The sequence below is a fragment of the Agrobacterium sp. 22-223-1 genome, from assembly GCF_053522385.1.
This window is the reverse complement of sequence record NZ_JBNWCN010000001.1, coordinates 2333505-2359426: the sequence shown is the minus strand read 5'-3', so window position 1 is coordinate 2359426 and position 25922 is coordinate 2333505. Positions and strand designations below refer to the sequence as shown.

Annotated in this window: 23 protein-coding genes and 1 tRNA gene; 11 read left to right on the top strand and 13 right to left on the bottom strand. The window is 59.0% G+C overall.

All coding sequences use genetic code 11. From position 1 onward, the window contains the following. Position 1 precedes the first annotated feature (1 nt). Together ACQZ60_RS11655 and ACQZ60_RS11650 are read left to right on the top strand one after the other, a co-directional pair. Positions 2-1204 (top strand): MFS transporter, encoded by a 1203-nt coding sequence (locus tag ACQZ60_RS11655; RefSeq protein WP_448735266.1) that lies wholly within the window; start codon positions 2-4, stop codon positions 1202-1204. A 382-nt stretch (positions 1205-1586) separates the two neighbouring features. Beyond that, on the top strand, positions 1587-3536 hold the full coding sequence (locus ACQZ60_RS11650) for a methyl-accepting chemotaxis protein (protein WP_031233422.1): 1950 nt from the start codon (positions 1587-1589) through the stop codon (positions 3534-3536). 244 nt (positions 3537-3780) lie between these two features. Here the strand turns inward: ACQZ60_RS11650 and ACQZ60_RS11645 are convergent, their stop codons facing one another. Both ACQZ60_RS11645 and ACQZ60_RS11640 read right to left on the bottom strand, forming a co-directional pair. Further along, positions 3781-3921 carry a hypothetical protein gene (locus tag ACQZ60_RS11645; protein WP_020808870.1) on the bottom strand — a complete coding sequence of 47 codons (141 nt, stop codon included), beginning with the start codon at positions 3919-3921 and terminating at the stop codon, positions 3781-3783. A gap of 147 nt (positions 3922-4068) precedes the next feature. Beyond that, a complete protein-coding gene (locus ACQZ60_RS11640; RefSeq protein ID WP_020808871.1) occupies positions 4069-4962 on the bottom strand; it encodes a LysR family transcriptional regulator in 894 nt (297 codons plus the stop codon). 138 nt (positions 4963-5100) lie between these two features. Here ACQZ60_RS11640 and ACQZ60_RS11635 point away from each other — a divergent pair, with 138 nt between their 5' ends. Beyond that, positions 5101-6066, top strand: a complete 966-nt coding sequence (locus tag ACQZ60_RS11635) for an alpha/beta hydrolase (RefSeq protein ID WP_020808872.1) — start codon at positions 5101-5103, stop codon at positions 6064-6066. A 34-nt stretch (positions 6067-6100) separates the two neighbouring features. Here the strand turns inward: ACQZ60_RS11635 and uppZ are convergent, their stop codons facing one another. Both uppZ and ACQZ60_RS11625 read right to left on the bottom strand, forming a co-directional pair. Beyond that, positions 6101-7084: a polysaccharide biosynthesis acyltransferase UppZ gene (uppZ, locus tag ACQZ60_RS11630; protein ID WP_020808873.1), complete on the bottom strand. Its 984-nt coding sequence runs from the start codon at positions 7082-7084 to the stop codon at positions 6101-6103. Between the two features lie 223 nt (positions 7085-7307). Further along, positions 7308-8858, bottom strand: coding sequence for a glycoside hydrolase family 16 protein (locus ACQZ60_RS11625; protein WP_020808874.1), 1551 nt, complete (start codon positions 8856-8858; stop codon positions 7308-7310). A 564-nt stretch (positions 8859-9422) separates the two neighbouring features. On the opposite strand from ACQZ60_RS11625, the gene uppW reads away from it, so the two are divergent. After that, positions 9423-10745, top strand: a complete 1323-nt coding sequence (uppW, locus tag ACQZ60_RS11620) for a Wzy-type polysaccharide biosynthesis protein UppW (RefSeq protein ID WP_049832264.1) — start codon at positions 9423-9425, stop codon at positions 10743-10745. A gap of 248 nt (positions 10746-10993) precedes the next feature. Here the strand turns inward: uppW and ACQZ60_RS11615 are convergent. Further along, a tRNA-Arg gene (locus ACQZ60_RS11615) sits at positions 10994-11070 on the bottom strand. Positions 11071-11591: 521 nt separating this feature from the next. Between ACQZ60_RS11615 and ACQZ60_RS11610 the strand changes: the two genes are divergently transcribed. Beyond that, complete coding sequence (locus ACQZ60_RS11610; RefSeq protein WP_003520548.1) at positions 11592-12098, top strand: MarR family winged helix-turn-helix transcriptional regulator; 507 nt, start codon at positions 11592-11594, stop codon at positions 12096-12098. Between the two features lie 258 nt (positions 12099-12356). Then, positions 12357-12620: a hypothetical protein gene (locus ACQZ60_RS11605; RefSeq protein WP_020808914.1), complete on the top strand. Its 264-nt coding sequence runs from the start codon at positions 12357-12359 to the stop codon at positions 12618-12620. Positions 12621-12675: 55 nt separating this feature from the next. On the opposite strand, the gene ACQZ60_RS11600 is transcribed toward ACQZ60_RS11605, so the two are convergent. Both ACQZ60_RS11600 and ACQZ60_RS11595 read right to left on the bottom strand, forming a co-directional pair. Then, entirely contained in the window at positions 12676-13158 is a 483-nt protein-coding gene (locus ACQZ60_RS11600; RefSeq protein WP_448735265.1) for a hypothetical protein, read from the bottom strand. A 71-nt stretch (positions 13159-13229) separates the two neighbouring features. Then, positions 13230-14234 (bottom strand): LysR family transcriptional regulator, encoded by a 1005-nt coding sequence (locus tag ACQZ60_RS11595; protein WP_020808912.1) that lies wholly within the window; start codon positions 14232-14234, stop codon positions 13230-13232. A 255-nt stretch (positions 14235-14489) separates the two neighbouring features. Here ACQZ60_RS11595 and chvE point away from each other — a divergent pair, with 255 nt between their 5' ends. The 4 genes from chvE (at position 14490) to araD1 (ending at position 19491) form a co-directional block, all read left to right on the top strand. Next, positions 14490-15554 (top strand): sugar ABC transporter substrate-binding protein ChvE, encoded by a 1065-nt coding sequence (gene chvE / locus ACQZ60_RS11590; RefSeq protein WP_003520542.1) that lies wholly within the window; start codon positions 14490-14492, stop codon positions 15552-15554. Between the two features lie 90 nt (positions 15555-15644). Beyond that, entirely contained in the window at positions 15645-17183 is a 1539-nt protein-coding gene (gene gguA / locus ACQZ60_RS11585; RefSeq protein ID WP_003520541.1) for a sugar ABC transporter ATP-binding protein GguA, read from the top strand. Further along, positions 17180-18376 (top strand): sugar ABC transporter permease GguB, encoded by a 1197-nt coding sequence (gguB, locus tag ACQZ60_RS11580; protein ID WP_059754318.1) that lies wholly within the window; start codon positions 17180-17182, stop codon positions 18374-18376. Before gguA ends, gguB begins: the two co-directional genes overlap by 4 nt. Before the next feature lie 119 nt (positions 18377-18495). Next, a complete protein-coding gene (araD1, locus tag ACQZ60_RS11575; protein WP_448735264.1) occupies positions 18496-19491 on the top strand; it encodes a 2-keto-3-deoxy-L-arabinonate dehydratase AraD1 in 996 nt (331 codons plus the stop codon). Positions 19492-19693: 202 nt separating this feature from the next. Here araD1 and ACQZ60_RS11570 read toward each other — a convergent pair whose 3' ends face one another. The 6 genes from ACQZ60_RS11570 to ACQZ60_RS11545 all read right to left on the bottom strand — a co-directional run bounded on the left by ACQZ60_RS11570 (position 19694) and on the right by ACQZ60_RS11545 (position 24535). After that, on the bottom strand, positions 19694-20104 hold the full coding sequence (locus tag ACQZ60_RS11570) for a VOC family protein (protein WP_448735263.1): 411 nt from the start codon (positions 20102-20104) through the stop codon (positions 19694-19696). Positions 20105-20154: 50 nt separating this feature from the next. After that, positions 20155-20619, bottom strand: coding sequence for a GNAT family N-acetyltransferase (locus tag ACQZ60_RS11565; RefSeq protein WP_448735262.1), 465 nt, complete (start codon positions 20617-20619; stop codon positions 20155-20157). Positions 20620-20736: 117 nt separating this feature from the next. After that, complete coding sequence (locus ACQZ60_RS11560) at positions 20737-21333, bottom strand: class I SAM-dependent methyltransferase (RefSeq protein WP_448735332.1); 597 nt, start codon at positions 21331-21333, stop codon at positions 20737-20739. 4 nt (positions 21334-21337) lie between these two features. Further along, positions 21338-22159, bottom strand: a complete 822-nt coding sequence (locus ACQZ60_RS11555) for a transglutaminase family protein (RefSeq protein WP_003520534.1) — start codon at positions 22157-22159, stop codon at positions 21338-21340. Positions 22160-22180: 21 nt separating this feature from the next. After that, positions 22181-23122, bottom strand: coding sequence for an alpha-E domain-containing protein (locus ACQZ60_RS11550; RefSeq protein ID WP_020810909.1), 942 nt, complete (start codon positions 23120-23122; stop codon positions 22181-22183). Positions 23123-23125: 3 nt separating this feature from the next. Continuing rightward, positions 23126-24535, bottom strand: a complete 1410-nt coding sequence (locus ACQZ60_RS11545) for a circularly permuted type 2 ATP-grasp protein (protein WP_003520532.1) — start codon at positions 24533-24535, stop codon at positions 23126-23128. A gap of 444 nt (positions 24536-24979) precedes the next feature. On the opposite strand from ACQZ60_RS11545, the gene ACQZ60_RS11540 reads away from it, so the two are divergent. Next, positions 24980-25876 (top strand): DMT family transporter, encoded by an 897-nt coding sequence (locus ACQZ60_RS11540; RefSeq protein ID WP_448735261.1) that lies wholly within the window; start codon positions 24980-24982, stop codon positions 25874-25876. The last annotated feature ends 46 nt before the right edge of the window (positions 25877-25922 follow it).

The following is a 25922-nucleotide window of genomic DNA, read 5'->3' as shown; positions in this document are numbered from 1 at the left end:
GATGGCCGAAAAATCCTTCGCCTTGAAAGTGACGCTGCTGTTCGTCGCCACGCTCACCATCATGGCCGGAACCACGGTCGCACCTTCGCTGCCGGCCATCGAGCAGACTTTCCTGTCGACGCCGCATGTGGATATCATGAGCCGCATGGTGCTGACGCTGCCCTCGGTCTTCGTGGCTTTCTGCGCGCCCATTGCCGGGGTGCTGGCGGATCGCTTCGGCCGCAAGCGGTTGCTGCTCGGCGCGATCCTGCTCTACAGCCTTTCCGGCATGTCCGGCCTTTTTGCCGATAGCCTTGTCGGCCTGCTCGTCGGGCGCGCTTTTCTGGGGTTGGCGATCGGCGCCATCATGACGATCGGCACGGCGCTGGTGGGCGATTATTTCGAAGGCCCGGCGCGGGAGCGTTATCTCGGCCTGCAACAGGCCTTTACCCAGATCGGCGGCGTGGTTTTCGTGGTGGCGGGCGGTTTGCTGGCGGATCTGCACTGGCGCGCGCCCTTCGCGGTCTATGCCGTCGCCCTGCTCATTCTGCCGGCGGCCCTGTTCTTTCTGACGGAACCGGTGAGGAGCGACAGCCGCATAAAAGCCGGCGGCGAACAGGACTTTGCGGTCAACTGGCTGCTGGTGGGTGTGCTGGCGCTGGCGGTGTTTCTCGTCAATGCCCTGTTTTACACCATTCCCTCGCAATTGCCGTTCTTCCTGCGGGAGCTTGGAGTGTTTTCCGGCAGCATTGCGGGATACGCCATCGGCATTTTCAATCTGGCCGGGGCGCTGGCGGCGCTCAATTTCGGGCGATTGCGGGCAAGGGCCAGCGTGACCGCCATCATTGCCGCCGGGCTGGTGTCGATGGCGACGGGTTTTGCGTTGCTCGCCATGGCCGAGGGGCTGGTCGCCATGCTGTCATCGCTTGCGGTGGTGGGGTTTGGCCTCGGCGTGGTGATGCCGGGCATCATGTCCACCACCATCATGCTGGCGCCGCTCAGACTGCGCGGGCGTATCGCCGGCATCGTCACCGCTTCGATGTTTCTCGGGCATTTCATCTCGCCGCTGGCAAGCCAGCCATGGATTGCCCGCTTCGGTTTTGCCGCCGCCTATCGCGACATCGCCATGATATTCGCCGCCATGGCCGGACTTGCCGTCATGGCCGCCATTTTGCAGCGATGGGCGGCCACGCGAAGGGCGCGGCCCTTTGCGCCGGGCAGTTGACGACCGGTCTCCGGGGGCAAAAAACACCCGTGCTTTGCCCACCGTGGCGTGAAGGAATTGTAAAGTTTTTGACTATAATCATTTTACTGGAAAATAAACCGGGAGCGACGGCTGAAAATTCGCTCGCTTCCGCTTTTTTCAGGGAATTTGGCCTGGCGTTCCCGCCTGCTGGCGGGCCGCCGCGCCAACCGTGGTGAGCGGCCTCCCCGTATTGGAAGGGACAGGCGGCTTTCTGCGGCGCATGCATGATGCAGATGCGGCCAGAGCCTATGATGTGGCTAGCGAAGTCTCGATGATCGGGGCGTTCGACGTGCAATGTCAGTCTTGCCGAACACCTCCGGCACGGGGAAGGAGCGGTTTTTTCAATGACGTGAGGCTTTCCGTGTCTTTTCTTCAAAACGCCAGTATCCGCACCAAAATCCTGTCGCTCATTCTGCCGCTCTGCATCGTCGGCCTTGGCGCAGCCGCCTTCATGTCCACCCGCTACAAGGAAGCGGACACGGCCTACTCGCTCTTTATCGCCAACGACAACGCCGCTCTGGTGGAGCTTGCGCGTGCCAACCGAAATCTGGTTGCCCTGGCCTATGGCGCCTATCAGGTCATGGCGTATGACGTGAACGGGCCGGAGATAAAGGCCGCCAAGCAGGCCTACAGTGACAGCAAGGGCGCGCTCCTGCAGCGTCTCAATAATGTGAAGACTGTTTTTCCCGAAGAGTCCGCCGCCATGGACGCCTTCATCGCGCAGTCGCAGGCCATAACCGCCATGACGGACAAGGCTGTCGAACTTGGTATGGCAAACCGTAATGAGGAATCCGCTGCCCAGCTGCTCAAGGCGGACGCCTCCATTCAGGCGACTTCGGTTGCCCTAACGGCGCTGCTGGACAAGCTCGCCAAGGGCGTCGTTGAGGGAAGCGACGAACTGACGGATCAGACGAACTCGACCATCTTCACCTCGCTGGTGGTTGTCGGTATCGCTTTTGCGGTCGGCATCATTCTGGCGCTGTTCGTGGCGTCCCGCGGCATCACAACCCCTATCGCCCGCCTGCGCGAGCGGATGGTGTCGCTTGCCGGCGGCGAGACGGCGACGGAAATCGACGGCATGGCGCGCCGCGACGAGGTGGGCCAGATGGCGAAGGCCGTGCAGGTCTTCCGCGAAAACGCCATCGAGCGCATTCGTCTCGAGCAGGAAACCGAAGCCAATCGCAGCCTCTCGGAGAAAGACCGGATGGAGCGCGAGCAGCAGAAGGCAAGGGAAGCGGCCGACGTCAAGTTCGCCGTCGACAATCTCGCAGCCGGTCTTTCGAAGCTTTCGGAAGGCGATGTTTCCTATCGCATCGGCCAGCCGTTCACCGCCACGCTCGACGCCGTTCGTAACGATTTCAACATGTCCGCCGAAAAGCTGCAGGCGGCCCTGACCAAGGTGGCCCAGAACGCCAGCGGCATCGGCGCGGGTGCGGATGAGATCAAATCTGCCGCCGACGATCTGGCCAAGCGCACCGAGCAGCAGGCTGCGGCTGTCGAGGAAACCGCCGCCGCTCTGGAAGAAATCACCACGACGGTCAGGGATTCCACCAAGCGTGCGCAGGAGGCGGGCCTGATCGTCAGCCGTGCCAAGGCGGGCGCCGAACAATCCGGCGAGGTGGTGCGCCGCGCCGTGGTCGCCATGGAGCAGATTGCGAAATCCGCCAATGAGATCAGCAATATCATCGGCGTCATCGACGAAATAGCCTTCCAGACCAACCTTCTGGCGCTGAATGCCGGCGTGGAAGCCGCCCGTGCGGGCGAGGCCGGCAAGGGTTTTGCCGTCGTCGCGCAGGAAGTGCGCGAGCTTGCCCAGCGCTCCGCCCATGCCGCCAAGGAGATCAAGGCGCTGATCAACACCTCGAACGATCAGGTGCAGCAGGGCGTTCAGCTGGTGGGCGACACCGGCAAGGCGCTGGCGACCATCGTTTCGGAAGTGCAGGAAATCAACCGGCACGTCGTCTCCATCGTGGAGGCTGCGCAGGAACAGTCTTCCGGTCTGCAGCAGATCAATACGGCGGTCAACCAGATGGATCAGGACACGCAGAAAAATGCGGCCATGGTGGAAGAAACCAATGCCGCAAGCCACAGCCTCGCCAAGGAAGTGGCGTCGCTCAACCAGCTGCTCTCCCAGTTCCGGCTCGCCGACGGCGCGTATCAGCCAAAGAGCCAGCCTGCGCCGGTCCGCAGCGCCGGTGGCAGCGACAAATATGTGGCGTCCCCGGTCCGCGCGCTGGGCCGCAAGATCGCCTCGGCCTTTTCGGGCAATGCTGCTGTGGATACGGCAAAGGGCGACTGGCAGGAGTTCTAAGCGGCGGTCCGCTTCCAGCATGCGTTTCGGCGGGGAGGCATCCCCGCCGGCGTTCAACGACGATGTGGCGCAATCGAAAGCCGTTCTGGCAAAATCGATGTCCACCGTGCGAGACGCAACATCTTCGCGACGGCTGGATCATCCGCATCGGCAACCATCGCCATGGGGTTCCCCGGCACCGGTTCACGCGCGAAAACATCCATCCGATGAAATCTGAACTTTTCGCTGCCCGACCGGCGGGCGCTTACGGGCCGCTGGGGCCCTTTTCCTTCTTCGCCTGATCGTGATGCCACTTGATGGCGAAGAACATGCCCGTGCCCAACACGATAATCTTGAACGGAAAGAAGACCAAGGGGAACAAATCTACCCAATCCCAATCCATCATTTGAGTATTTCCAGTCTGTTACTTGATACAATCTATCGAGGATAGGGCTACCTCAAACCGGCTGCTTCAACAACGCCAATTCATGCCCTCGGGCAGGGGCCTTTTGACGCAGCCCCAGCCGGATCGTTTCATCCGGCGCTCTCAATGTTACCCGCGAAACCGCAGGGTCTCGACGAACAGGCTGAAGGCGGCGGATGGATGCCGCCGGTGGGGATAATAGAGGTGATAGCCAGGCAGGTCGGGCGTGAACTTGCCGAGCACCCGCATCAGTCGGCCTGCATCCAGATGCGGCTGAACCTGATCGAGCGGCAGATAGGCGAGGCCGTGCCCGTCCAGTGTCGCGTCCAGAATAAGATCGATGGTGTTGAGGACCAGAGGCCCGTCGATGCGAACGCGCGTCTCCCGGCCGCCGGGTGTGAGACGCCAGCCGTTCAGCGTGCCGGATGTCGGCAGCCGCAGATTGATCGCACGATGATCGACGAGTTGCGATGGCGACGTTGGCGCCGGATGTTTCTGAAAGTAATCGGGTGAACCGGCAATCGCCATCGGCGTGTCCGGTCCGATGCGCACAGCGATCATGTCCTTCGCAATGTCGCCGCCGAGCCTGACACCCGCGTCGAAGCGGTCGGCAACGACATCGGCCAGACCGTAGTCGATGGTGATTTCCACCTTGATGTCGGGATTGTCCGGCAGCAGCCGCTTCATTGCCGGAACGATGATTGTCTTGGCCGCGTGCTCCACGGTGGTGATGCGGATCGTGCCAGACGGTCGATCCCGCAGATCGCCGAGCGACGCGACGGCCACATCGAGATCGTGCAGCATGGGACCGAGCGTCGCGATCAGCCGCTCGCCCGCTTCGGTCGGCGCGACGCTCCGTGTCGTGCGCGACAAAAGCCGCACACCGAGCCTTTCCTCGATCCGCCGCACGATCTGGCTGAGGGCGGACTGCGCCATGCCGAGACGCGCTGCCGCCTTGGTGAAGCTGCGCTCCTCGGCGACGACGACGAACGCCGCCAGATCGGCAATCTCATCCCGCCTCATTCATCACTCCAGTGATAGGCCCAATATGAATTCCCTGTCTAATCGACACAATCTTTCTGACGTAGATTACCTCCATCGGCAAGCGGATACCCGGAAAGAATTTCAAACCGCCGCTGGCTCAACAGAAGGAGACTGGAAATGGGCAAGATCAGCTTCAGCAATTCGAACAACCCGACCATCGTCATGTCGGCCGTGATCAATTTCCCCGAAGGTTTCGATGAAACGAAAACCTGGCCGGCTGTCGTCGTTTCGCATCCCGGCGGCGGCGTGAAGGAGCAGACCGCTGGCACCTACGCCAGGAAGCTCGCCGAACAGGGTTTCGTCACCATCGCCTTCGACCGTTCCTATCAGGGCGAGAGCGGCGGTGAACCGCGCCAGCTCGAAAATCCCTATGTCAGCACCGAGGATGTCAGCGCCGTCATCGATTATCTGACCACGTTGCCTTACGTCGCCAGGGATCGGATCGGCGCGATGGGCATCTGCGCCGGTGCGGGCTACACCGCCAATGCCGCCATTCAGGATCGCCGCATCAAGGCGGTCGGCACGGTGAGCGCGGTCAATATCGGTTCGATGTTCCGCAATGGCTGGGAAAACACCGTCAGGTCTATCGACGCGCTGCCCTATGTCGAGGCGGGATCGAACGCCCGCACGACGGACGCCGCAGGCAAGGGTTACGCCACCATGCCGCTGGCGCCGCTGACCGAAAAGGACGCGCCGAACGAAGAGCTGCGGCAGGCCTGGGAATATTACCACACGCCGCGCGCCGAGTGCGCGACCGCGCCGGGCTTCGCAACGCTGCGCAGCCTCAATCAGATCATCACCTACGATGCCTATCACATGGCCGACGTCTATCTGACGCAGCCGATCCAGATCGTCGCCGGCAGCGTGGCGGGCAGCAAGTGGATGAGCGACGACCTCTTCGACCGTGCTGCGAGCACGGACAAGGCGTTTCACATCGTCGAAGGGGCCAATCACATGGACCTCTATGACGGACAGACGTTCGTCGATGAGGCGGTTTCGGTTCTGGCGCCGTTCTTCAAGGCGAAGCTCTCCACTAACGCCAGGTCGTGCAGGATATTGCGGGCGATGATGGTATCGGCATGACGCTGTTCATGCGCGATGCCGGCCAATCCTCGCGTCAGCGCACCGGTACGGCTTGGTCTTGCCGGCGCGGCCCGCCGCCATACCTGCGTCTGAAAAGCTTGATCAGCGGCCGTTCGAACAGGAAATGCGCAAAGACCGACACCGTCAGCGCAACGATGATGATGACGACCCCTGCGAGAAGTCCGGGCGCCAGTATCTTATGGACGATTGAAATCACCAGGCCATGCAGAAGATAAAGGGCGTAGGATGAATCCCCGACAATCTCGATGGGTTTAAACAGGCGTTTTGGCCACGATCCGGCATTCTCAAGCCACACGCATCCGGCCACAAGGAAAAAGGCAGGCACGCCCCACGTCATCAGGCGCAGCATTCCGGATTGCTCGCTTATCAGGGCTGCGGCAACGAAACCCGTCAATGATACGACAAGCGCAGCGATACCCGCTTGCATTCCCTGGAACATGAAGCGCGACAGCAGGAGGCCGCCAAGAAATTCCAGCAAAAGCGGCGATGTCCAGGTCTGCATGAAGGGGGATTGCCAGTTGAAAACCTGTCCTGCCAAAGCCATGGCGGACAGGATGCCGACCGTCACAGCCAGCGGCGCGCGCAAAGCAAGTCCAAGTGCAAAGACAATATAGAAGAACATTTCCAGATTGAGGGTCCAGCCCACGACCAACAGGGGAACCACCTCGCCGTTGTCGCCTGCATATGGAATAAAAAACAGCGATTTCCATAAATGTTCGAGCGTGAAGGTGAAGGTTGAAAAAACGCCCGCCATCGCACCGACACACATTACCAGGGTCACGGCCCAGTATAGGGGCACAATACGGACCAGCCTATGATATAAAAACGCTCCCGGCCCCGCCGTTGCCGCGAACGATCCCATGATGAGGCCGGAGATGACAAAAAAGACATCCACACCTGCCGCTCCAATCGTAAACGGTTCGCCGATTATATGAAACAGCAAGACCGAAAACGCCGCGAGCGCCCTCAGAGACTGGATGGAATAAACCTTTTGCATTGCCACTCCTGAAGTACTCAACCGTTCACGTCCTTCGCCTCAAATGCAGATAGAGGCAACGCGGCGCATCATGTCGAAAAAGTCACCGGATTATCGTAGTTACGATGCTCACAAGAATTTATGATGTATACGTTCAAAAAATACCTAAAATCTGAAGAACACGTGATTAGAGTTGTTCTTCCTGGATACAGCCATCGCACATGCAATTGAATAAACGTACCGGTCATGGACGTTTATATGCCGCAACATAGTCGATTTTGACAGTGTTAGGATAATCTGCGGGATCTGGTGTCCCCGGCCAAGCGCCTCCCACGGACTGGTTCAATATAAAGTAGAATGGAACATTGAATGGCTCTGCCCCGGTGTAAAGTCCTGAACTGTTGGGCAGGGGAAACGCGACCTTTTTGACAAAGGTGTCATCGACGAAGAACGAGATGCCTGTCGTATCCCATTCAGCCGCGTATACCGTCCAACGGTCGACGCTGGGGACAACATTTGCCGAACCGGAGTCCTGTGTATGCCCACCAGTCGATGTACCCCAGTGCAAAGTACTGTGCACTGTTTTGTCTTCAGTGGCATTGGTCGTCGAGTTGAGTTGCCCCACATATTCAAGAATGTCGATTTCGCCTCCGCAGGGCCAGTACATGCCACAGGTTCCCCAGTTCTTTTGCAATTGCGGCATCATCCAGAACGCTGGCCAAGATCCCCTTGCGACTGGCATTCTGATCCGTGCCTCCAGACGGCCAAAAGCCTGCGAAAAGCGATCCTTCGAGATGACAAGTCCGCTGAGCCACGATTTCGTGATCCCCAGGCAGCTCACGGACTGCTGCTTTGCGGTCAACTGTAGCGATCCGTTTTGGATCGCTACTTGCGAAGCGTTATAGCACTCCGTTCCCCAGGTCTCGCCAAAACCCTCCGTGCTAGATCCGTATGTTGGGCCCGTGGTGATTGCCACCCACTTTGCGGGATCAAGTGTACCATTCGAGAATTCATCCGAAAAAGTCAGGGCCCAACCATCGCGAACGGGAACAGGTACGTTGTCTGGCTGCGTTGGGGGGGAGGCGGCGATGCCTGGATTCAGCATGACATCGTCGACCAGCACCGAGACCGCACCGCCATCCTGTCTTTCGGCTGTAATACCGATCAATGTTGTATTCGGCATGGGAACGTCAATAACGACGCGCGTCCAGGCCGTTGAAGAAACGGCAATCGGGCCGGTGTTGGTATCCCATAGTGTTTCGTCAGTTACCTGATCGACGAGTTTTGTGTGAACAAGAGCGCTTCCCGTCTCCGCTCGGACATAATAAGCAACTCGGGTTAATGGCTGAGGGCATTCGCCGGGGCTTATATCTCGCTTGGCGGTGCCATATGGAGAACCGCTCAGTTTGAGCGACCAGTTATCTGTTCGTCCGGGGGAGGTTCTGGCCACCGCATTGCCGCTCCACCAAACCACAAACCCGCCCGTGTCTTGCGTGAAAGACTGGTTTGCGCAGGCATCATTCGCAACGACGACGTCATCAATATAAACTGTTGTGTTGGTTGCCGGCGAAACCGGCTCGGCGGTAATGCCAATGAGTGTCTCATTGGTGATCATGGCGGGAATCGAAATCCTTGTCCAAGTCGTCCCCACAATGGTCGGTCCGGCGTTGACCGAATCGTACAGGACGGCGTCGGTCACCTGATCAACGAGCTTTGTGTAAATACGAGCGCTACCCGTTTGGGTACGCACCCAATAATTCACATAAGCGATGCCGAGCGGGCATTCGGTGGGCAATATGTATCTGCTTGCCGTGCCAGGACCGCCCTGTAAGCGCAAGGATTGTGAATCCGTGTGGCCGACGGACGTGTCCACGACCGGAGCTGACCCGCTCCACCATGGTCCCCAGCCTCCGAGCCCGGCCGAAAATGACTGGTTCTCTCCGCAGTCTATACTTACAGCCTGAGCTGGAGAGCCCACAGCGTACAAAACCATGGCAAGCAGCCAGGCTAATAATGAGCCCTTCACGATACCCCCTAATAAAAAACATCCCCTAGTTGAAATCCAATAAGCCCGAACTGATATCTTCCAGTCAAGTGATGAGTTGGGAGTTCGTCGCAAAGGCGCCACTTTTTATTTAGAGGCCTAAAAGGGCTAACTCGACTCCTGATCTGCACACTGTTTGATTGCAAAAAAGCGCCTGCTTCTCCGCTTACACTTCTTTCTTTCATGAAGGCATTGCTATTCATCCGTGCATTCGGAATAACTAAAAAATAGGATTTTGGCGGGATATTCATGTTACCGGAATGAAGCATCGGGTACGATGTGGCGCGCATGAAAAAAGACAGAGAAGCCCCCCTTATGGCTGCAGCGCACGAAGAACAGGCGCGTGGATATTGGCGGAATACACTGTTCTATGTGACGTTCCTTTATTTCACGGTCGGCTTCTCGCCCTATGTTTCGCTTTCCTCGACCTATCAGGGCTCTGCCATGGCGGCTGGGTCCAACCTGCTGAACCAACTCACCGCGATCATTCTGCTTTTCAGTTTCATGGTATTCATGGCGAGGGAACGTTCGCTTTCCCTCGTCTTCACGCCGCGCCTGCTGATGGCGGCGATTTTCGGCTGGTTTGTCTTCACCTCGCTGGTAGGCGAGGCGCCGGCGTTTTCGCTGCGGCGGCTTGCCATGTGCGCCATCATCTGTGTGCTTGCCGGCGGCTTTCTGCAATTGCCACGCACGGAGCGGCATTTCACCACGCTGCTTGCCGGGTGCGTGATGATTATCCTGTTTCTGTGTTACTTCGGCGTCATCGTCCTGCCATCACGATCTATCCATCAGGCAAGCGACGCGCTGGAGCCGCTTCTGGCGGGTAACTGGCGCGGGGTTTTCCAGCACAAGAACGAGGCTGCCTCGGTCATGGCGGTGCTGATCATCGTGGCGATTTATCTCTGCCGGCGCTGGTCCTTCATCGGCGGCCTGCTGGTGCTGCTGTTATCGCTGTTCTTCCTGATCAAGTCAGGCGGCAAGACGGTGCTCGGCCTGATGCCGATCGTCGTCGCGTCGGGCTGGTTCATCGTGCACTGGCCCCAGTGGCGTTATGTGGTCTTGGCCCTGCTTCTGTTGGTCTTCACCGTCGTGACCGTCGGCACCACGGTCGACCCGGTGTTTTCGCAGATGCTGACGAGGATGGGTGTCGATGCCAGCTTTACGGGCAGAACCGATATCTGGGTGGTCGCCATCGATTACATCCGCAAAAGTCCGATCCTCGGATACGGCTATCAGGCCTTTTGGCGCAGCGACGCCTTGATGTCGAGCTTCACCGAAAACAATACCTGGGCGACGACCGCGCCGGCTTCCCACAGTGGCTATTTCGACCTGCTGCTTGCAGGCGGCATCCCAGGCCTTGGGCTAGTGCTGATGTGGATTTGCCTGCTGCCGCTTCACTATCTCGGCAAAATGGATGATACCATGCGCAACAGCCCGCTGACGCGGCTTTATGTCGGCGTCTGGCTTTATGTCCTGCTCTACGGCTTTCTGGAAACGCTATTCTTGCTCAGCTCGGGCTTCGTCTGGTTTTTTCTCCTCGTGGCGGTAATGGGCCTGCATCTGCAGGCGAATGCCAGCCTTGCAGAAGACGAGGTGGAGGCGAAACCTGTCCTGACCGGCAGCGATGTGGTTATGTAATTAAAAGCTTGATTCAATGTCGCCTGGATTACGCGGCGCGGCTTCGAGCAGATGCGACCCATCGGCTGTGTCGAGCGCGAGCGCGTACAGTAAATGTGCGATCAGCGATGTTTCCTGAAGCCATATGACGATGTCTGAAATTGCTTATACCCTGGCCTCAGAAGCGTTGGCTTCCAAACGTATCGAAGAGCAAGCTGCTCAAGGCTTCATGCTTGGTTACTCGAAAATCAATAAATAGTTGATTTTAATGGCGCACCCGACAGGATTCGAACCTGTGACCTTTGGAATCGGAATCCAACACTCTATCCAGCTGAGCTACGGGTGCAGCGGTCACGCTTGAATCGCGTGCAGCGGTTGGTTCATACCCCAGCTTTGTTTTCGCATCAATGTCTAAAAATCAGAGATTTGCGAAACGTTGCCTGTTTTTGGGCGGAGCCCGGCGTGGGGGCTGTTTTGGGGTGGTTGTGGGCCCCTTGTGCGATGGCGGGGCGATGCGTCGTTTGACGTATTGTCTTTTTGCCGCAATAGGGTTTCCCTTATAAGTAGTATGTTATTGCCGGGTCGGGCCGCTGTTTTGCCCCTTTCACGAAGAGGCGGTCGGATGAGGGCAATGCCTTTCAAATGCGGCGCGGGACGCGATTTTATCCCCTCAAAATTGGCGGGTAAATAGTCATACTTTTTTCATTCGCCGGGTGGCGATCCGGAGTCCGGGTTTGCTTTGCCGGCGATTAACTGTCAAATTATTATACAATATTAGTATCATCTACATTTATTTGGGATACAGTTTCGTGACGTTGTCGGTTATGATTTCGACAAGGTAAAGGAACGAATCAGGCGGGGGATCGGATGGCTTTGCGATTGGCACACAGCAACGGGCCGCGGACGGAAAAGGCCGAAAGCGGCAGCGCGGAAGCGGCGCATATCACGGCTATCGACTATGGGTTGCTGACGACTGCGATCAGCTATCATTTGCGGCACTCGCAACTTGCCGTGGCAAACGGTTTTGCCGATGTGCTGGCGGAGCAGGGATTGCGGCCGGCCGATTTTTCCGTTCTCGTCATCGTCGGCGGCAATCCGGGTCTCAAGCAGAGCGATGTGGCGGAAGCGCTCGGCATACAGCGCGCCAATTTCGTCGCCATCGTCGACAGCATGGAAGAGAAGGGACTGCTCGTCCGCCGCAAATCGGAAGAGGACAGGCGCGTTCATTTCCTCGACATGACGGAGGAGGGCAGCAGCCTTCTCGACCGGCTTTCCAACACCTGGCGGGATCGTGAGGAAAAGCTGATCGACAGGATCGGCGGCAAGAAGGCCCGCGATCAGCTTCTGGCGCTGCTCGGACGCCTGCGCGACTGAGCTTCGAAGAGAGCGGGGCAATCCAGGCGCAGGCCGCCGCAGTGTGCGACCTGTGACGCGGGTGTTCCGTCTTGCCATTGCCTGCGGCACCGGCGACGATCTTCCTGCGCTGGTCTTTCACGCCAGCCTGATCGGCGGCGGGGCTGAATTGCGTTGCAATTTTCCTGTGAAACCGCCAAGACGCATAAGCATCTTCACGCCTTTGGGTGTGGAACCGCAATCATGCGATCGACGGGAAAGGCCCGGGACGGGAACGCCATGCTGAATATCGATACGAGTCATCCGCTTTATCGTCCCCTGTGGGTCCGGTTGCTCATCGTCGGCTTTTGCGCCGCATGGGCCGTCATCGAATTCGTCAATCGCGAGTTTTTCTGGGGAACCATCGTTGCCGGCATCGGGGCTTATGCGGCCTATGAATTGCTGCTGAAGTTCAAACCCGCAAGCGATGCTCCCAAAAGCGGAAATGGCGCGGATGAGCCTGCCGCCGAAAGCGCGCCCACCGACAAGAACGATGCGGGCTGAAGCGCCTCCTGTCTTTCGTTTCATGTATTTTGCGAGATAAGGCCGTCCGGCACTTTTACCGGAAATGCTCCCGCGCCCGCAGCATCCGGATCGCCTGGTCGATCAGGAGATTGGCCGCCGTCATGCGCAGCGTCGCATTGTGCCGGAACTGCGGTTTCACCCGGTCGGGATGATTGAGGCGGGCAAAGGCGCGGCGCTTTTCCGCAAGCGTTGCGGCCGTGTCGGTGTCGTGGATTGCCAGTTCCGCCGAAACATCGGCAAGCGACGTCTTTTCGAGATGGGCCGGCATCGGTTCCGGTTCGGGCTCCGGCTCCGGTTCCGGCGGTTGCGCGGGGTCGGCCAGGAAGGCGAGATAGGCATCGAGATTGCCGTTCGCGGGCGGCGGCGTTTCAATATGTGTATCGATAACGAAGCCCGAGCTGAAACCGGCAATGCGGTGACCGGTGGGCGGTGACGGATCCGCGCCTTCCTCTTCCGTTTCTTTTTCGTGTTTCAGCCTGTCGACGACCGACTGGAAGACGGATTGTCCGAAGAGCATGCGGCTTTTCCTTCGCCGGTCTGACTATCCGGCCTTTATGGATCATGAAGGTGGTGTCTGGCTTGCCGTCGTCACGGGCCGGTCAGCTTGCGGCTTTCATCCAGAACCAGATCGTAAAGCAGGCGGGCGCTGGGCGGCAAAACACGGCCCTTGGTGGTGATGATGCTATATGGCTTTACGACGAGTTCGAAATCCGTCGGCAATATCCGGGTTCGGCCGATATCGGCCTGCTGGCCGGCAACGAATTCGGCCATGTCCTGCGCGATCGGGGCGATGGCATCCGTGTTGCAGACAAGCGCAAGGGTGAGCACCACGGATGGCGTATTGATGACGTTTCGCGGCATGGCGACGCCATGGGTGAGGAAGACATCCTCCATGGTTCTGCGCAAAAGCGCGCCGGGCGGCTGGAAGACCCAGTCGTAACCGGAGAGATCCTGCAGGGTCACGGGCTCGCCGCGAAGCAGCGGGTGGCCTTCGCGCACCACCAGACAGGCGCGCTCTATGCCGATTTCATGGATGGAAAAGAGGCCGGGGTCGAAATCGTCCGGTATCCGGCCGATGATGAAATCGTGCCGGGCCGCCAGCAGTTCGCGGGCCAGCACGTTGCTGCTTTCCACCTGCACGTTGATTTCGATGCCGGGATAGGTGTCCATGGCGCGCCTGATGGCGGGAACCACGAGGCTGATGGCCGGCGCGGTGACGGCGCCGATATAGACCGAGCCGCCGCTGCCGGATTTCATCTGGTTCAGCTCGCGGCTCGCCTCGCGCAGTTCCAGCAATATGGTGCGTGCCCGCCGCGCCAGCGCCTCGCCGAATTTCGTCAGCACCACGCCGCGCGAGGCCCGCTGACAAAGGGGTGATTTGACGATCGCCTCCATTTCCGAGAGCATGCGCGAGGCTGCGGGCTGCGTCATGTTCATGGCGGCGGCGGCCGCGCTGACCTGCCCGTGCTCCTCGATCATGACCAGCATGCGCAGGTGGCTCATCTTCAATCCGGCCCGCAGCAAAGGGTTGTCCTCAAAGACGAAAAGGGCATCCGTTGTTTGCGCCTGCTCATACACTTTTTGGTTGTTCATCCGTGGTTTTATACCCCTCATCGGTTTTTGTATCGATTTAATATATCACAATTGATATATGGAAACTGATTTATTCTATTTGACAGTTATATGGATTCAGAACAATTTGCGGAATGCCGGGGAGGAGCGGCAGCTGGTCCATTTCGCAATTGCGAAATCGGAGTGAGCGCAATGCGGCTTCTTCCTCTGACGGCATGAATTTCATGGTGCACCGCAGCATGCGGGCTCCAGAGAAGGGCTCAAGGGAGAGAGTTAATGAAGTCCATTATTTCGCTGATGGCAGCTTGTGCCATCGGTGCTGCTTCTTTCGCAGTGCCGGCTTTCGCACAGGACAAGGGTTCCGTTGGTATCGCCATGCCGACCAAGTCGTCCGCACGCTGGATCGACGACGGCAACAACATCGTGAAGCAGCTTCAGGAAGCCGGTTACACAACCGACCTGCAATATGCCGATGACGATATTCCGAACCAGCTTTCCCAGATCGAAAACATGGTCACCAAGGGCGTCAAGGTCCTCGTGATCGCATCGATCGACGGCACGACGCTGTCGGACGTCCTGAAGCAGGCCGGCGAGCAGGGCATCAAGGTCATCGCTTATGACCGCCTGATCCGCAACAGCGGCGACGTCAGCTACTACGCCACCTTCGACAACTTCCAGGTTGGCGTTCTGCAGGCGACTTCGATCGTCGACAAGCTCGGCCTGAAGGATGGCAAGGGCCCGTTCAACATCGAGCTCTTCGGCGGCTCCCCGGACGACAACAACGCCTTCTTCTTCTATGACGGCGCGATGTCGGTTCTCCAGCCTTACATCGACAGCGGCAAGCTCGTCGTGAAGTCCGGCCAGACCGGCATGGACAAGGTCGGTACGCTGCGTTGGGACCCGGCAACGGCCCAGGCCCGCATGGACAACCTGCTGTCGGCCTATTACACCGACGCCAAGGTTGACGCCGTTCTGTCGCCTTACGACGGTCTCTCCATCGGCATCATCTCCTCGCTGAAGGGCGTTGGTTATGGCACGAAGGACCAGCCGCTGCCGGTCGTTTCCGGTCAGGACGCTGAAGTTCCTTCCGTCAAGTCGATCATTGCCGGCGAACAGTACTCCACCATCTTCAAGGACACCCGCGAACTCGCCAAGGTGACCGTGAACATGGTCAACGCCGTTCTGCAGGGCAAGGAGCCGGAAGTGAACGACACCAAGACCTATGAAAATGGCGTCAAGGTCGTTCCGTCCTACCTGCTGAAGCCGGTTGCCGTGACCAAGGAGAACTACAAGCAGGTTCTCGTCGATGGCGGTTACTACAAGGAAGACCAGCTGAAATAAGCTCGACACACATGCGGGGATGACTTGGCGTCATCCCCGTTTTTCCATAAAAATAAAAACGCCGGAATTAATCGGGCGCTGGATTGCGATATGGCCAATACCATTCTCGAAATGCGGAACATCACCAAGACGTTTCCGGGCGTGAAAGCGCTTGAGAACGTCAACCTCAAGGTTAAAGAGGGTGAGATCCACGCACTCGTCGGTGAGAACGGCGCGGGGAAGTCGACCTTGATGAAGGTCCTTTCCGGTGTTTACCCCGCCGGCACCTATGAGGGCGAAATCCACTATGAAGGCGCTGTGCGGAATTTTCGCGCCATCAACGACAGTGAAGATATTGGTATCATCATCATTCACCAGGAGCTGGCGCTCGTGCCGCTCCTGTCGATTGCGGAAAACATCTTCCTTGGCAACGAGGTCGCTTCGAGCGGCGTCATCAGCTGGCAGCAGACCTTCAACCGTACCCGCGAACTTTTAAAGAAGGTGGGTCTGAAGGAATCGCCGGAGACGCTGATCACCGATATCGGTGTGGGCAAGCAGCAGCTCGTCGAAATCGCCAAGGCGCTGTCGAAGAGCGTGAAGCTGCTCATTCTCGATGAGCCGACGGCTTCGCTCAACGAAAGCGATTCCGAGGCGCTGCTGAACCTGCTGATGGAATTCCGCAAGCAGGGCATGACCTCGATCATCATCACCCACAAGCTGAACGAAGTGCGCAAGGTGGCCGACCAGATCACCGTTTTGCGCGACGGCATGACGGTGAAGACGCTCGACTGTCATCAGGAAGAAATCAGCGAGGATGTCATCATCCGCAACATGGTGGGGCGCGATCTCGAGGATCGTTATCCGCCGCGCGACGTGCCGATCGGCGAGACCATTCTCGAAGTGAAGAATTGGAACGCCTATCACCAGCAGCACCGCGACCGCCAGGTTCTGCACGATATCAACGTTACCGTGCGCAAGGGCGAAGTCGTCGGCATTGCCGGTCTGATGGGTGCCGGGCGCACCGAATTCGCCATGAGCGTGTTCGGCAAGTCCTATGGCCACAAGATCAGCGGCGAAGTGCTGATCGACGGCAAGCCGGTCGATGTCAGCACCGTGCGCAAGGCCATCGATGCCGGTCTTGCCTATGTCACGGAAGACCGCAAGCATCTCGGTCTCGTGCTCAACGACAATATTCTGCACAATACCACGCTTGCCAATTTGGCCGGCGTGTCGAGTGCCAGCATCATCGACGACATCAAGGAAATGAAGGTAGCGAGCGATTTTCGCACGCGCCTGCGCATCCGCTCGTCGGGGATTTTTCAGGAAACGGTCAATCTTTCGGGCGGCAACCAGCAGAAGGTCGTGCTCTCCAAGTGGCTGTTCTCCAATCCCGACGTGCTGATCCTCGATGAACCGACCCGCGGTATCGATGTCGGCGCGAAATATGAAATCTACACCATCATCAACCAGCTCGCTGCCGACGGCAAAGGCGTTCTGATGATCTCATCGGAAATGCCCGAACTGCTCGGCAATTGCGACCGCATCTACGTCATGAACGAAGGCCGCATCGTCGCTGAATTGCCGAAGGGAGAGGCGAGCCAGGAAAGCATCATGCGCGCTATCATGCGCTCAGGGGAGAAGAACTCATGAGTTCGGCAAACACAACAAACGAAGAAAGTAACGTCATCTCGGTCGGGTCGTATATTCGCTCCAATATCCGCGAATACGGCATGCTGATCGCGCTCGTCGCCATCATGGTTTTCTTCCAGTTCTACACCGGCGGCATCCTGTTCCGCCCTGTGAACCTGACCAACCTCATCCTGCAGAACTCGTTCATCGTCATCATGGCGCTGGGCATGCTGCTCGTCATCGTGGCCGGGCATATCGACCTTTCGGTCGGTTCCATCGTCGCCTTTGTCGGCGCGATAGCGGCCATATTGACCGTGCAATGGGGCATGAACCCGTTCCTTGCGGCGCTGATTTGTCTCGTCATCGGCGGTATCATCGGTGCTGCACAGGGTTACTGGATCGCCTATCACCGCATTCCGTCGTTCATCGTGACGCTGGCGGGCATGCTGGTGTTCCGCGGTCTGACGCTGTTCGTGCTCGGCGGCAAGAATATCGGTCCGTTCCCGACCGATTTCCAGATCATCAGCACTGGCTTCCTGCCCGATATCGGCGGCATTGAAGGTCTCAACACCACCTCGATGATCCTGACGGTACTGATTACGGTCGTGCTGTTCTATCTCGCATGGCGCCGTCGCGTCGTGAACGTGAAGCACGGTATCGATGTCGAGCCTTTCGGTTTCTTCATCGCCCAGAACCTTTTGATCTCGGCTGCGATCCTGTTCCTCGGCTACCAGCTTTCCACCTATCGCGGCCTGCCCAACGTGCTGATCGTGATGCTTGTTCTCGTTGCGCTCTACAGCTTCGTGACCCGCCGCACCACCATCGGCCGTCGCATCTACGCCATGGGCGGCAATGAAAAGGCGACCAAGCTTTCCGGCATCAATACCGAGCGTCTGAGCTTCCTCACCTTCGTCAACATGGGCGTACTGGCCGGCCTTGCCGGCATGATCATCGCGACACGCCTCAATTCGGCGACGCCGAAGGCGGGTGTGGGCTTCGAGCTTGACGTTATCGCGGCCTGCTTCATCGGCGGCGCTTCGGCATCCGGCGGCGTTGGCAAGATCACCGGTGCGGTCATCGGCGCCTTCATCATGGGCGTCATGAACAACGGCATGTCGATCGTCGGCCTCGGCATCGACTTCCAGCAGATGGTCAAAGGCCTCGTGCTGCTCGCCGCCGTGTTCTTCGACGTTTACAACAAGAACAAGGGCTGATTGCCCAACCCACATAGCAAGTCAAAAAAGTGGCCGGTTTCCGGCCACTTTCATAAGGTGCAGGCGTTATGCGCCGCTTAGAAGAGACAAGGCGCGTTGCGCCGGAGGAAGGAAATCCCGTGCTTATTTCACAGATCAAGGATGCCAGTGGCAAGATCACCGTAGCCGTTCGCGAAGAAGGCGGGCAGGCGCAGGCCGTCAAGGGTGCGGCGTCGGTTTATACGCTTGCCATGGAAGCCGCCAATGGCGGCAAGAGCCTTGCCGATGTCATTTCCGCCCACGGTCTCGGCGATGCCGTCGATCTCGAAAAGGCCTATGCCGAAGGTCGTTTCCTGCCGCCGATCACCCATCCCGACCCCGCGCATCTGCATCTGACCGGCACGGGCCTTACCCATCTGGGCTCGGCCGCAACCCGCGACAGCATGCACAAGAAGACCACGGAAGCGGCGGAAGAAAGCCTGACGGACTCCATGAAGATGTTCCGCATGGGTCTCGAAAACGGCAAGCCGAAGGCCGGCGAAAAGGGCGTTCAGCCCGAGTGGTTCTACAAGGGCAACGGCCATGTGGCGGCGGCACCAGGTGCTGCGCTCACCTCTCCCTCCTTCGCGCTGGATGGCGGTGAAGAGCCGGAAATGGCCGGCATCTACGTGATCTCCGACAAGGGCGAAGCGATGCGCATCGGTTTTGCCGTTTCGAACGAGTTTTCCGATCACGTCACCGAGCGGATCAACTACCTCTATCTCGCCCATTCCAAGCTGCGCCCGGCAAGCTTCGGTCCGGAAATCCGCGTCGGCGCCCCGCCGTCCGATATTCGCGGCACCTCGCGCATCCGGCGCGGCGATAAGGTCATCTTCGAAAAGCCGTTCGTTTCGGGTGAGGACAACATGTCCCACACCTTTGCGAACCTCGAATATCACCACTTCAAATATGGCCTGTTCCGCGCGCCCGGCGACGTGCATGTGCACATGTTCGGCACCGCGACGCTTTCCTTCGCAGAAGGCATCAAGCCCGAAGCGGGCGACGTCTTCGAGATCGAAGCTGCCGGCTTCGGCCTGCCGCTGAAGAACCCGCTGGCCGTGGATGCGGAAGAAGAGATCACCGTTCGCCAGATCTGATCTGCGGACCGGACATGCTAATGGTCGAGGGGGCAATTTTGCTCCCTCTATCCGTCATACCGGCCTTGAGCCGGTATCCAGCCAGCCCAAGTCCTTGGGCTGAAAAGAGTCTTCCTGCTGCGCCGACGCGCGCCGCCTGGATTCCGGCTCGAGGCCGGAATAACGGAAACGATGGTTTTCGCGCGAAAACCTCTGCGCTCCATCAATCAATCCCCCACAGTTTGCCTTCCCCAACCTCGACCGAATTACCCGCCGGATCGCGGATATAGACGGAATAGCTGTCATTCGGCCAGCGGTGATAATGTTCGATTGGAATTCCGAGCGCTTCGAAGCGCACCTTCCAGCCGTCCACCTCCGACTTGTCCTTGGCGTAAAAGCAGAAATGACCTTGCCCCACCGCGCCGTGGCGGGGGATCGGATTGTCGGGGTCGGCGCGGCGGGATTGCTCGGGGTCGAAGATCAGCAGCATCTGCTGCCCACATTTGAAGAAGATGAATTGCCCCGGCAGCCTGCGCACCACTTCCAGCCCGAAGACATCCCGGTAAAAGGCTTCGGCGGCGTCGAGATCGTCGGCGTAGAGCGCGGTTTCCATAATGGCGGCTGGCGGTCGCATGGTTCCTCCCGTCGTTTCAGGGGTTTCCGGCCGCGGATCTCGGCGGAAACCTATTTGCCTGTTGTGTAGGTCAGCACCGTCAGGTCGTGTTTGCCGACGCCACGTTCCAGAACGGTCCAGCCGCAGTTGACATAATAGGCTTCGAGACCCCGCTGGCAGCAGAGATAGCTGGTCTCGTGGCCAAGTTCAGCCGCCCTTTGCGTCGCGGCCTGCATCAAGGCTCGCGCCACGCCCGAGCGCCGACGGTCTTCTTCCACCCACAGGGCTGCGACCCAGGGCAGATATTGCGGACGCTCTTCCAGATCGCAATGGATGAGGAAGGCGGAGCCGACATAATCGCCGCCGTCATGGGCGACAAAGCCGGTGGGCAGCGCATGTGGGTTGGTCATGTCCTTTAGGTGCTCGGCGACGTCGCCCACCTGAAGGCCGCTATCCTGCCACCATGCCGTCCAGACCCGTTCGGCGATGACGGGGCCATGCGACTGGCAGTCGCGATAGTCGGAAATGCTGTACAACGTCGTCTCCCGGCCGGCTTTCCTCCCGCAGGCTGAAGCCGGATCATGCTTTCAAATCGATGCAGGGATTAAACCGGGTGGGACGGGGTTTCGCAACCGTCAAGTTGTCGCGCCGGATCAGGGTTTCGTTGCCGTCACATGCAGCCATGCGGTCGGGAGCTGGTCGTAACCGCTGCCCTGCCGCGCTTCGATCTCCACCGCCGCCCAGTCAAACCGTCCGTAAGCGTCTTCCAGCCAGGGCTTCGAAGGGTAATTGTAATAACGGCCGAACATGTCGCGGCCTTCCACTTCTCCTGCCTTGAAGCTGGCATAAAAAACGCCGCCCCGTTTCAGCGCCGTGTGGATGCGGCCGATAATGCCCGGCAGGGCAGGGCGAGGCACATGCAGCAGGCAGGCATTGGCCCAGACGCCGTCATATCGCGCACTCTCGTCGATATCCTCGAACAGCAATGTCCGGACGGGAATGCCGAGCCGGGCTTGCGCGGCTTTGGCGATTTCAGGCGTTCCGTCGGTGGGGTGGACATCGTAACCGGCGGCCAGCATGAATTCGCTGTCCTGCCCGCCGCCGCATCCCAGTTCGAGAATGCTTGCACCCTCTTGCAGCCGCTTCAGGAATGTTTCCAGATGCGGGCGATCCGCCGCCTGTCCACGCGAGGTGTAGGCCGCGGCGTTACCCGTATAAAAGCCGATTGTGTCGTCGTCCCTGCCGGCCATCATCTCAACTCTGCGACTGGCTCTGGCCCTGCGATTGCTGCACGGTGACCGACACATTCAGCGTCTCGCCCGCCGGGCCTATGCGCATGCCCGATATCGGCGCGCAATCGCGGTAGCAGAGGCCCGATGCGATGCGCACATAGCGGTCGTCGGGGCAGATATTGTTGGCGGCGTCGAAACCCACCCAGCCAAGTCCCTGAAGATGCACTTCGGCCCAGGCATGGGTGGCCGTCTGTTCCTCCACCTCTTCCATCATCAGATAACCGGAAACGTAACGGGCGGGCAGGCCCATCAGCCGGGCGGCGGAAATCAGGATATGGGCGTGGTCCTGGCACACGCCCTTGCCCGCTTCCAGCGCTGTTTCCGCCGTGGTTTCGATATCGGTCGCGCCCGGCACATACTCCACCTTGCGGTGAATATTCTCCATGAGGTCATGCAGGCGGGCCAGCTCGCTGTCGCCGGCGCTCACCTTCACCAGTTCGCGCACGAGCTTTCCCGGTTTGGTGCGCGGCGTCTCGCGCAGGAAAAGCCACAGCGGCGCATTGCCGATGTGGTAACCGAACACGCCCGCCTTGTCCTCGGTGTTCACGGTGCCGCTCGCCACCACCTTCACCCGCTGCTGCGGGCCTTCCGTTTCCACCAGCGCAACGCGGTTGCCGAAATGGTCGTCATAGGTCACTTCGACGGTGGCGCCATCGACCGAGACATCCCAGTTCTCCACCGTCTGGCCGGGGCCGGTCTGCGGCGTCAGGCGCAGCCGCTGCAACGCATAGGGCATCGGCTCGTCATAGACATATTCCGTCGTATGGGTGATTTTCAGACGCATAAGCTGTCCCCGTCCACGCGCTTATTGATAAAAGCGGTAGCCTTCCGTGATTTCCTGTCCCAATTGTCCGTTGCGGTTGACAAATCTCTCCAGAAATTCGTGCAAGCCTTCATCCATCACCCGGCTGATGGTGGTCGCGCGCAGGCTGTCGCGAATGCTCTCGGCCGTGTCGTGCGCCTTGTGCCTCTCGCCGTAATCCTCGGCGATGTAATTGAGGTTGCTGGCGATCTTTTCATAACAATAGGCCAGCGAGCGCGGCATGCGGCCATTGAGAATGAGAAAGTCGGCAATGTTGGAGGGCTTGTATTCCGCATCGTAGACCCAGCCATAGGAACGGTGGGCCGAGACCGAACGCAGGATGGATTCCCACTGCGCATTGTCGAGCGAGGAGCCGACATGGGCCACCGCCGGCAGCAGCACGTAATATTTGACGTCCAGAATGCGGGCGGTGTTATCGGCACGCTCGATGAAGGTGCCGATGCGGGAGAAATTATAGAGATCGTTGCGCAGCATCGAACCGTGGAAGGCGCCGCGCACCAGACCGGCGCGATGTTTGATGACATCGATGGTCTGCGGCAGTTCGGCATGGTTGAGCTTGCGACCGAGAATGTTCTTCAGCTCGATCCAGAATTCGTTGGTGGCTTCCCATGTTTCGCGCGTCAGCGCCGTGCGCACCATGCGGGCATTGTTGCGGCCCGCCTCGATGCACGACATGACGCTGGAAGGGTTCGCCTTGTCCCGCAGGAGGTAATCGATGGCATTGGCCGCCGTTACCTTCTCGCGCGTTTCGAGAAAGGCTTCATGAACGCCCGCGCTTTGCAATACGCCGTCCCAGTCCTCATCGCCGCTGCCGCTGCGCGTCAGTGAAACGCGCAGGCCCGCATCGATCAGCCGGGCGATGTTTTCAGCGCGCTCGATGTACCGGAACATCCAGTAGAGCCCGTTTGCCGTTCTGCCCAGCATGGCTTAATCCTCCAGTACCCAGGTATCCTTGGTGCCGCCGCCCTGGCTGGAATTGACCACCAGCGAGCCCTGCTTGAGAGCAACGCGGGTCAGTCCGCCGGGAATGATCTTCACCTTGTCCGAGACGAGCACATAGGGACGCAGATCGACATGGCGCGGCGCAATGCCGTTCTTCACCATGATCGGCACGGTGGAAAGCGAAAGCGTCGGCTGCGCAATGTAGTTGGAGGGGCGGGCTTTCAGCTTGTCCGCAAACAGCGCCCGTTCCTTTTTCGTCGCCGTGGGGCCGACCAGCATGCCGTAACCGCCCGAACCGTGGACTTCCTTGACGACGAGGTCGGCGAGGTTGTCGAGCACGTATTTCAGGCTGTCTGGCTCCGAACAGCGCCAGGTCGGCACGTTTTCCAGAAGCGGCTTGCGGCCGGTATAGAACTCGACGATTTCGGGCATGTAGGAATAGATCGCCTTGTCGTCGGAAATGCCGGTGCCGGGGGCATTGGCGATGGTGATGTTGCCGGCGCGGTAGACATCCATGATACCGGGCACGCCGAGCGCCGAATCCGGCCGGAAGGTCAGCGGATCGAGGAAGTCGTCATCGACGCGGCGGTAAAGCACGTCGATGGCCTCATAACCGCGGGTGGTGCGCATCTTGACCTTGCCGTCCATGACGCGCAGGTCGGAGCCTTCCACAAGCTCCACGCCCATCATGTCGGCGAGGAAGGAATGTTCGTAATAGGCGGAATTGTAGATGCCGGGCGTCAGCACCGCGACGCGCGGCTTGCCGGAACAGCCGGGCGGGGCGAGCGAGGCGAGCGACTGGCGCAGCAGATAGGGGTAATCCTCCACCCGCCGCACCCGGTTTTCGTGGAAGAGCTCCGGGAACATCTGCATCATCGTTTCGCGGTTTTCCAGCATGTAGCTGACACCGGACGGTGTGCGGGCATTGTCTTCCAGAACGTAGAACTGGTCTTCGCCAGTGCGGACAATATCCGTGCCGACAATATGGGTGTAGACGCCGCCGGGCGGGGTGAAACCGATCATTTCCGGCAGGAAGGCTTCGTTTTTCTCGATGATTTCTCGGGGAATACGCCCGGCGCGGATGATTTCCTGCTTGTGGTAGATATCGTCGAGGAAAGCATTGAGGGCGAGGACGCGCTGTTCGATGCCCTGGGCCAGTTTGCGCCACTCCCGTCCGGAGATGATGCGCGGGATGATATCGAAGGGGATCAGTTTTTCTGAACTGTCGGCATGGCCGTAGACTGCGAAAGTAATACCGGTTTTTCGAAAGATGTTTTCCGCGTCTTTTGATTTTTGGATCAGGTGCGCCCTGTCCTGTCGGCTGTACCACTCGTTATAGTTTTCATATGGGCTTCGCGGCGTGTCGTCCGCATTTATCATTTCGTCAAATGCCAACTTCGATGTCCCCTTTTTTGCCATATGAATACAACGCCAAATGCAATGCAAGAACTATGCGGAGCTCCCTGCGAAGATTTTTCACCGCTCTAGAGTTTTAAAAAAGAAGCGTTTTTTCGGTTTCAGCCTATAAATGCGGCATTGGCAAATTGGTTGCGCGGGGATGAGGCGCGTATCGGGGTGACGGTGCTGTGTGCGCCGTGGGCGAATGCATAAATTTTAGTCGGTCGCTTTCGGTTGATGAATATCGGGCGTCGCATCAGAAAATCTGAAAGATGCGATCACGAAAACACCTTTGACCTTTCGCCGGGATGCGGATACCGCCTTGCTGAATAACCCGGTTCGATCCTTCGCCGGTTTGCGTGAAGCCGCAGAAATATCAATTCGCCGCCTTTCCCGCGCCGTGTCCGGTTACGGGGTTCGTGCGGCACAGGGGATGTTCCCATGTCGCTCGACCGTCTGGCTCCGGCCATCTTCGTCTTTCTCTGGTCGACCGGCTGGGTCACCGCCAAATATGCGGTCTATTATACCGGACCGCTGACCTTTCTCTGTCTGCGCTATCTGCTGGCGGGGGCGCTGCTGTGGGCGATCTGCCGCTTTTCCTCCATCCAGTGGCCTGAGCGGCGTGTCGATCTCTTCCGGGCGATCCTGTCCGGCGTCTTCCTGCACGGTCTTTATCTCGGCATGATCTGGTGGGCGATAGGGCAGGGCGTGCCGGCGGCGATCGGCGGCATCATCGCCGGTCTGCAGCCGCTGATGACGGCGGTGGCCGCCCGCTACATGATCGGCGAAAGGATCTCGCCCTTGCAGCGCGCCGGCCTGCTCATCGGCTTTGCTGGCATCGCCATTGCCGTGCTGCCGAAGGTCATGGCCACCGGTGCTGTCGGCCTGTCGGTGCCGCTCTACGCCGTGGCGGTGAATGTGCTGGGCATGACTTCGGTTACCTATGGTACGCTCTACCAGAAGAAATATGTCCATGGCGGAAACATCATGGCGGTGGCCACGCTGCAATATGTCGGTGCGCTGCTGGTCACCGTGCCCTTCGCGCTTCTGCTGGAGGATGGGCATGTGGACTGGAGCCTCGGCCTTGCCGCCACGCTCGCCTGGTCGGTGGGTGCGATCTCCATCGGCGCCGTGGCGTTGCTTCTTTATCTCATCCGGCGCGGGCAGGTCTCGCGGGCCGCCTCGCTCATCTATCTGGTGCCGCCGCTTGCGGCCGTGGAAGCAGCACTGCTTTTCGGGGAAACGCTGACACCCGCCATGATTGCCGGCACCGTTCTGGCGGTGACGGGGGTTTATCTCGCCAATCGCAGACCTGCCGCAGCGATTGCCGCACGTTAGAGCGTTTTCGCTTTTCTTCGAGTAGCGAAAGCGCTCTAACTCTTTG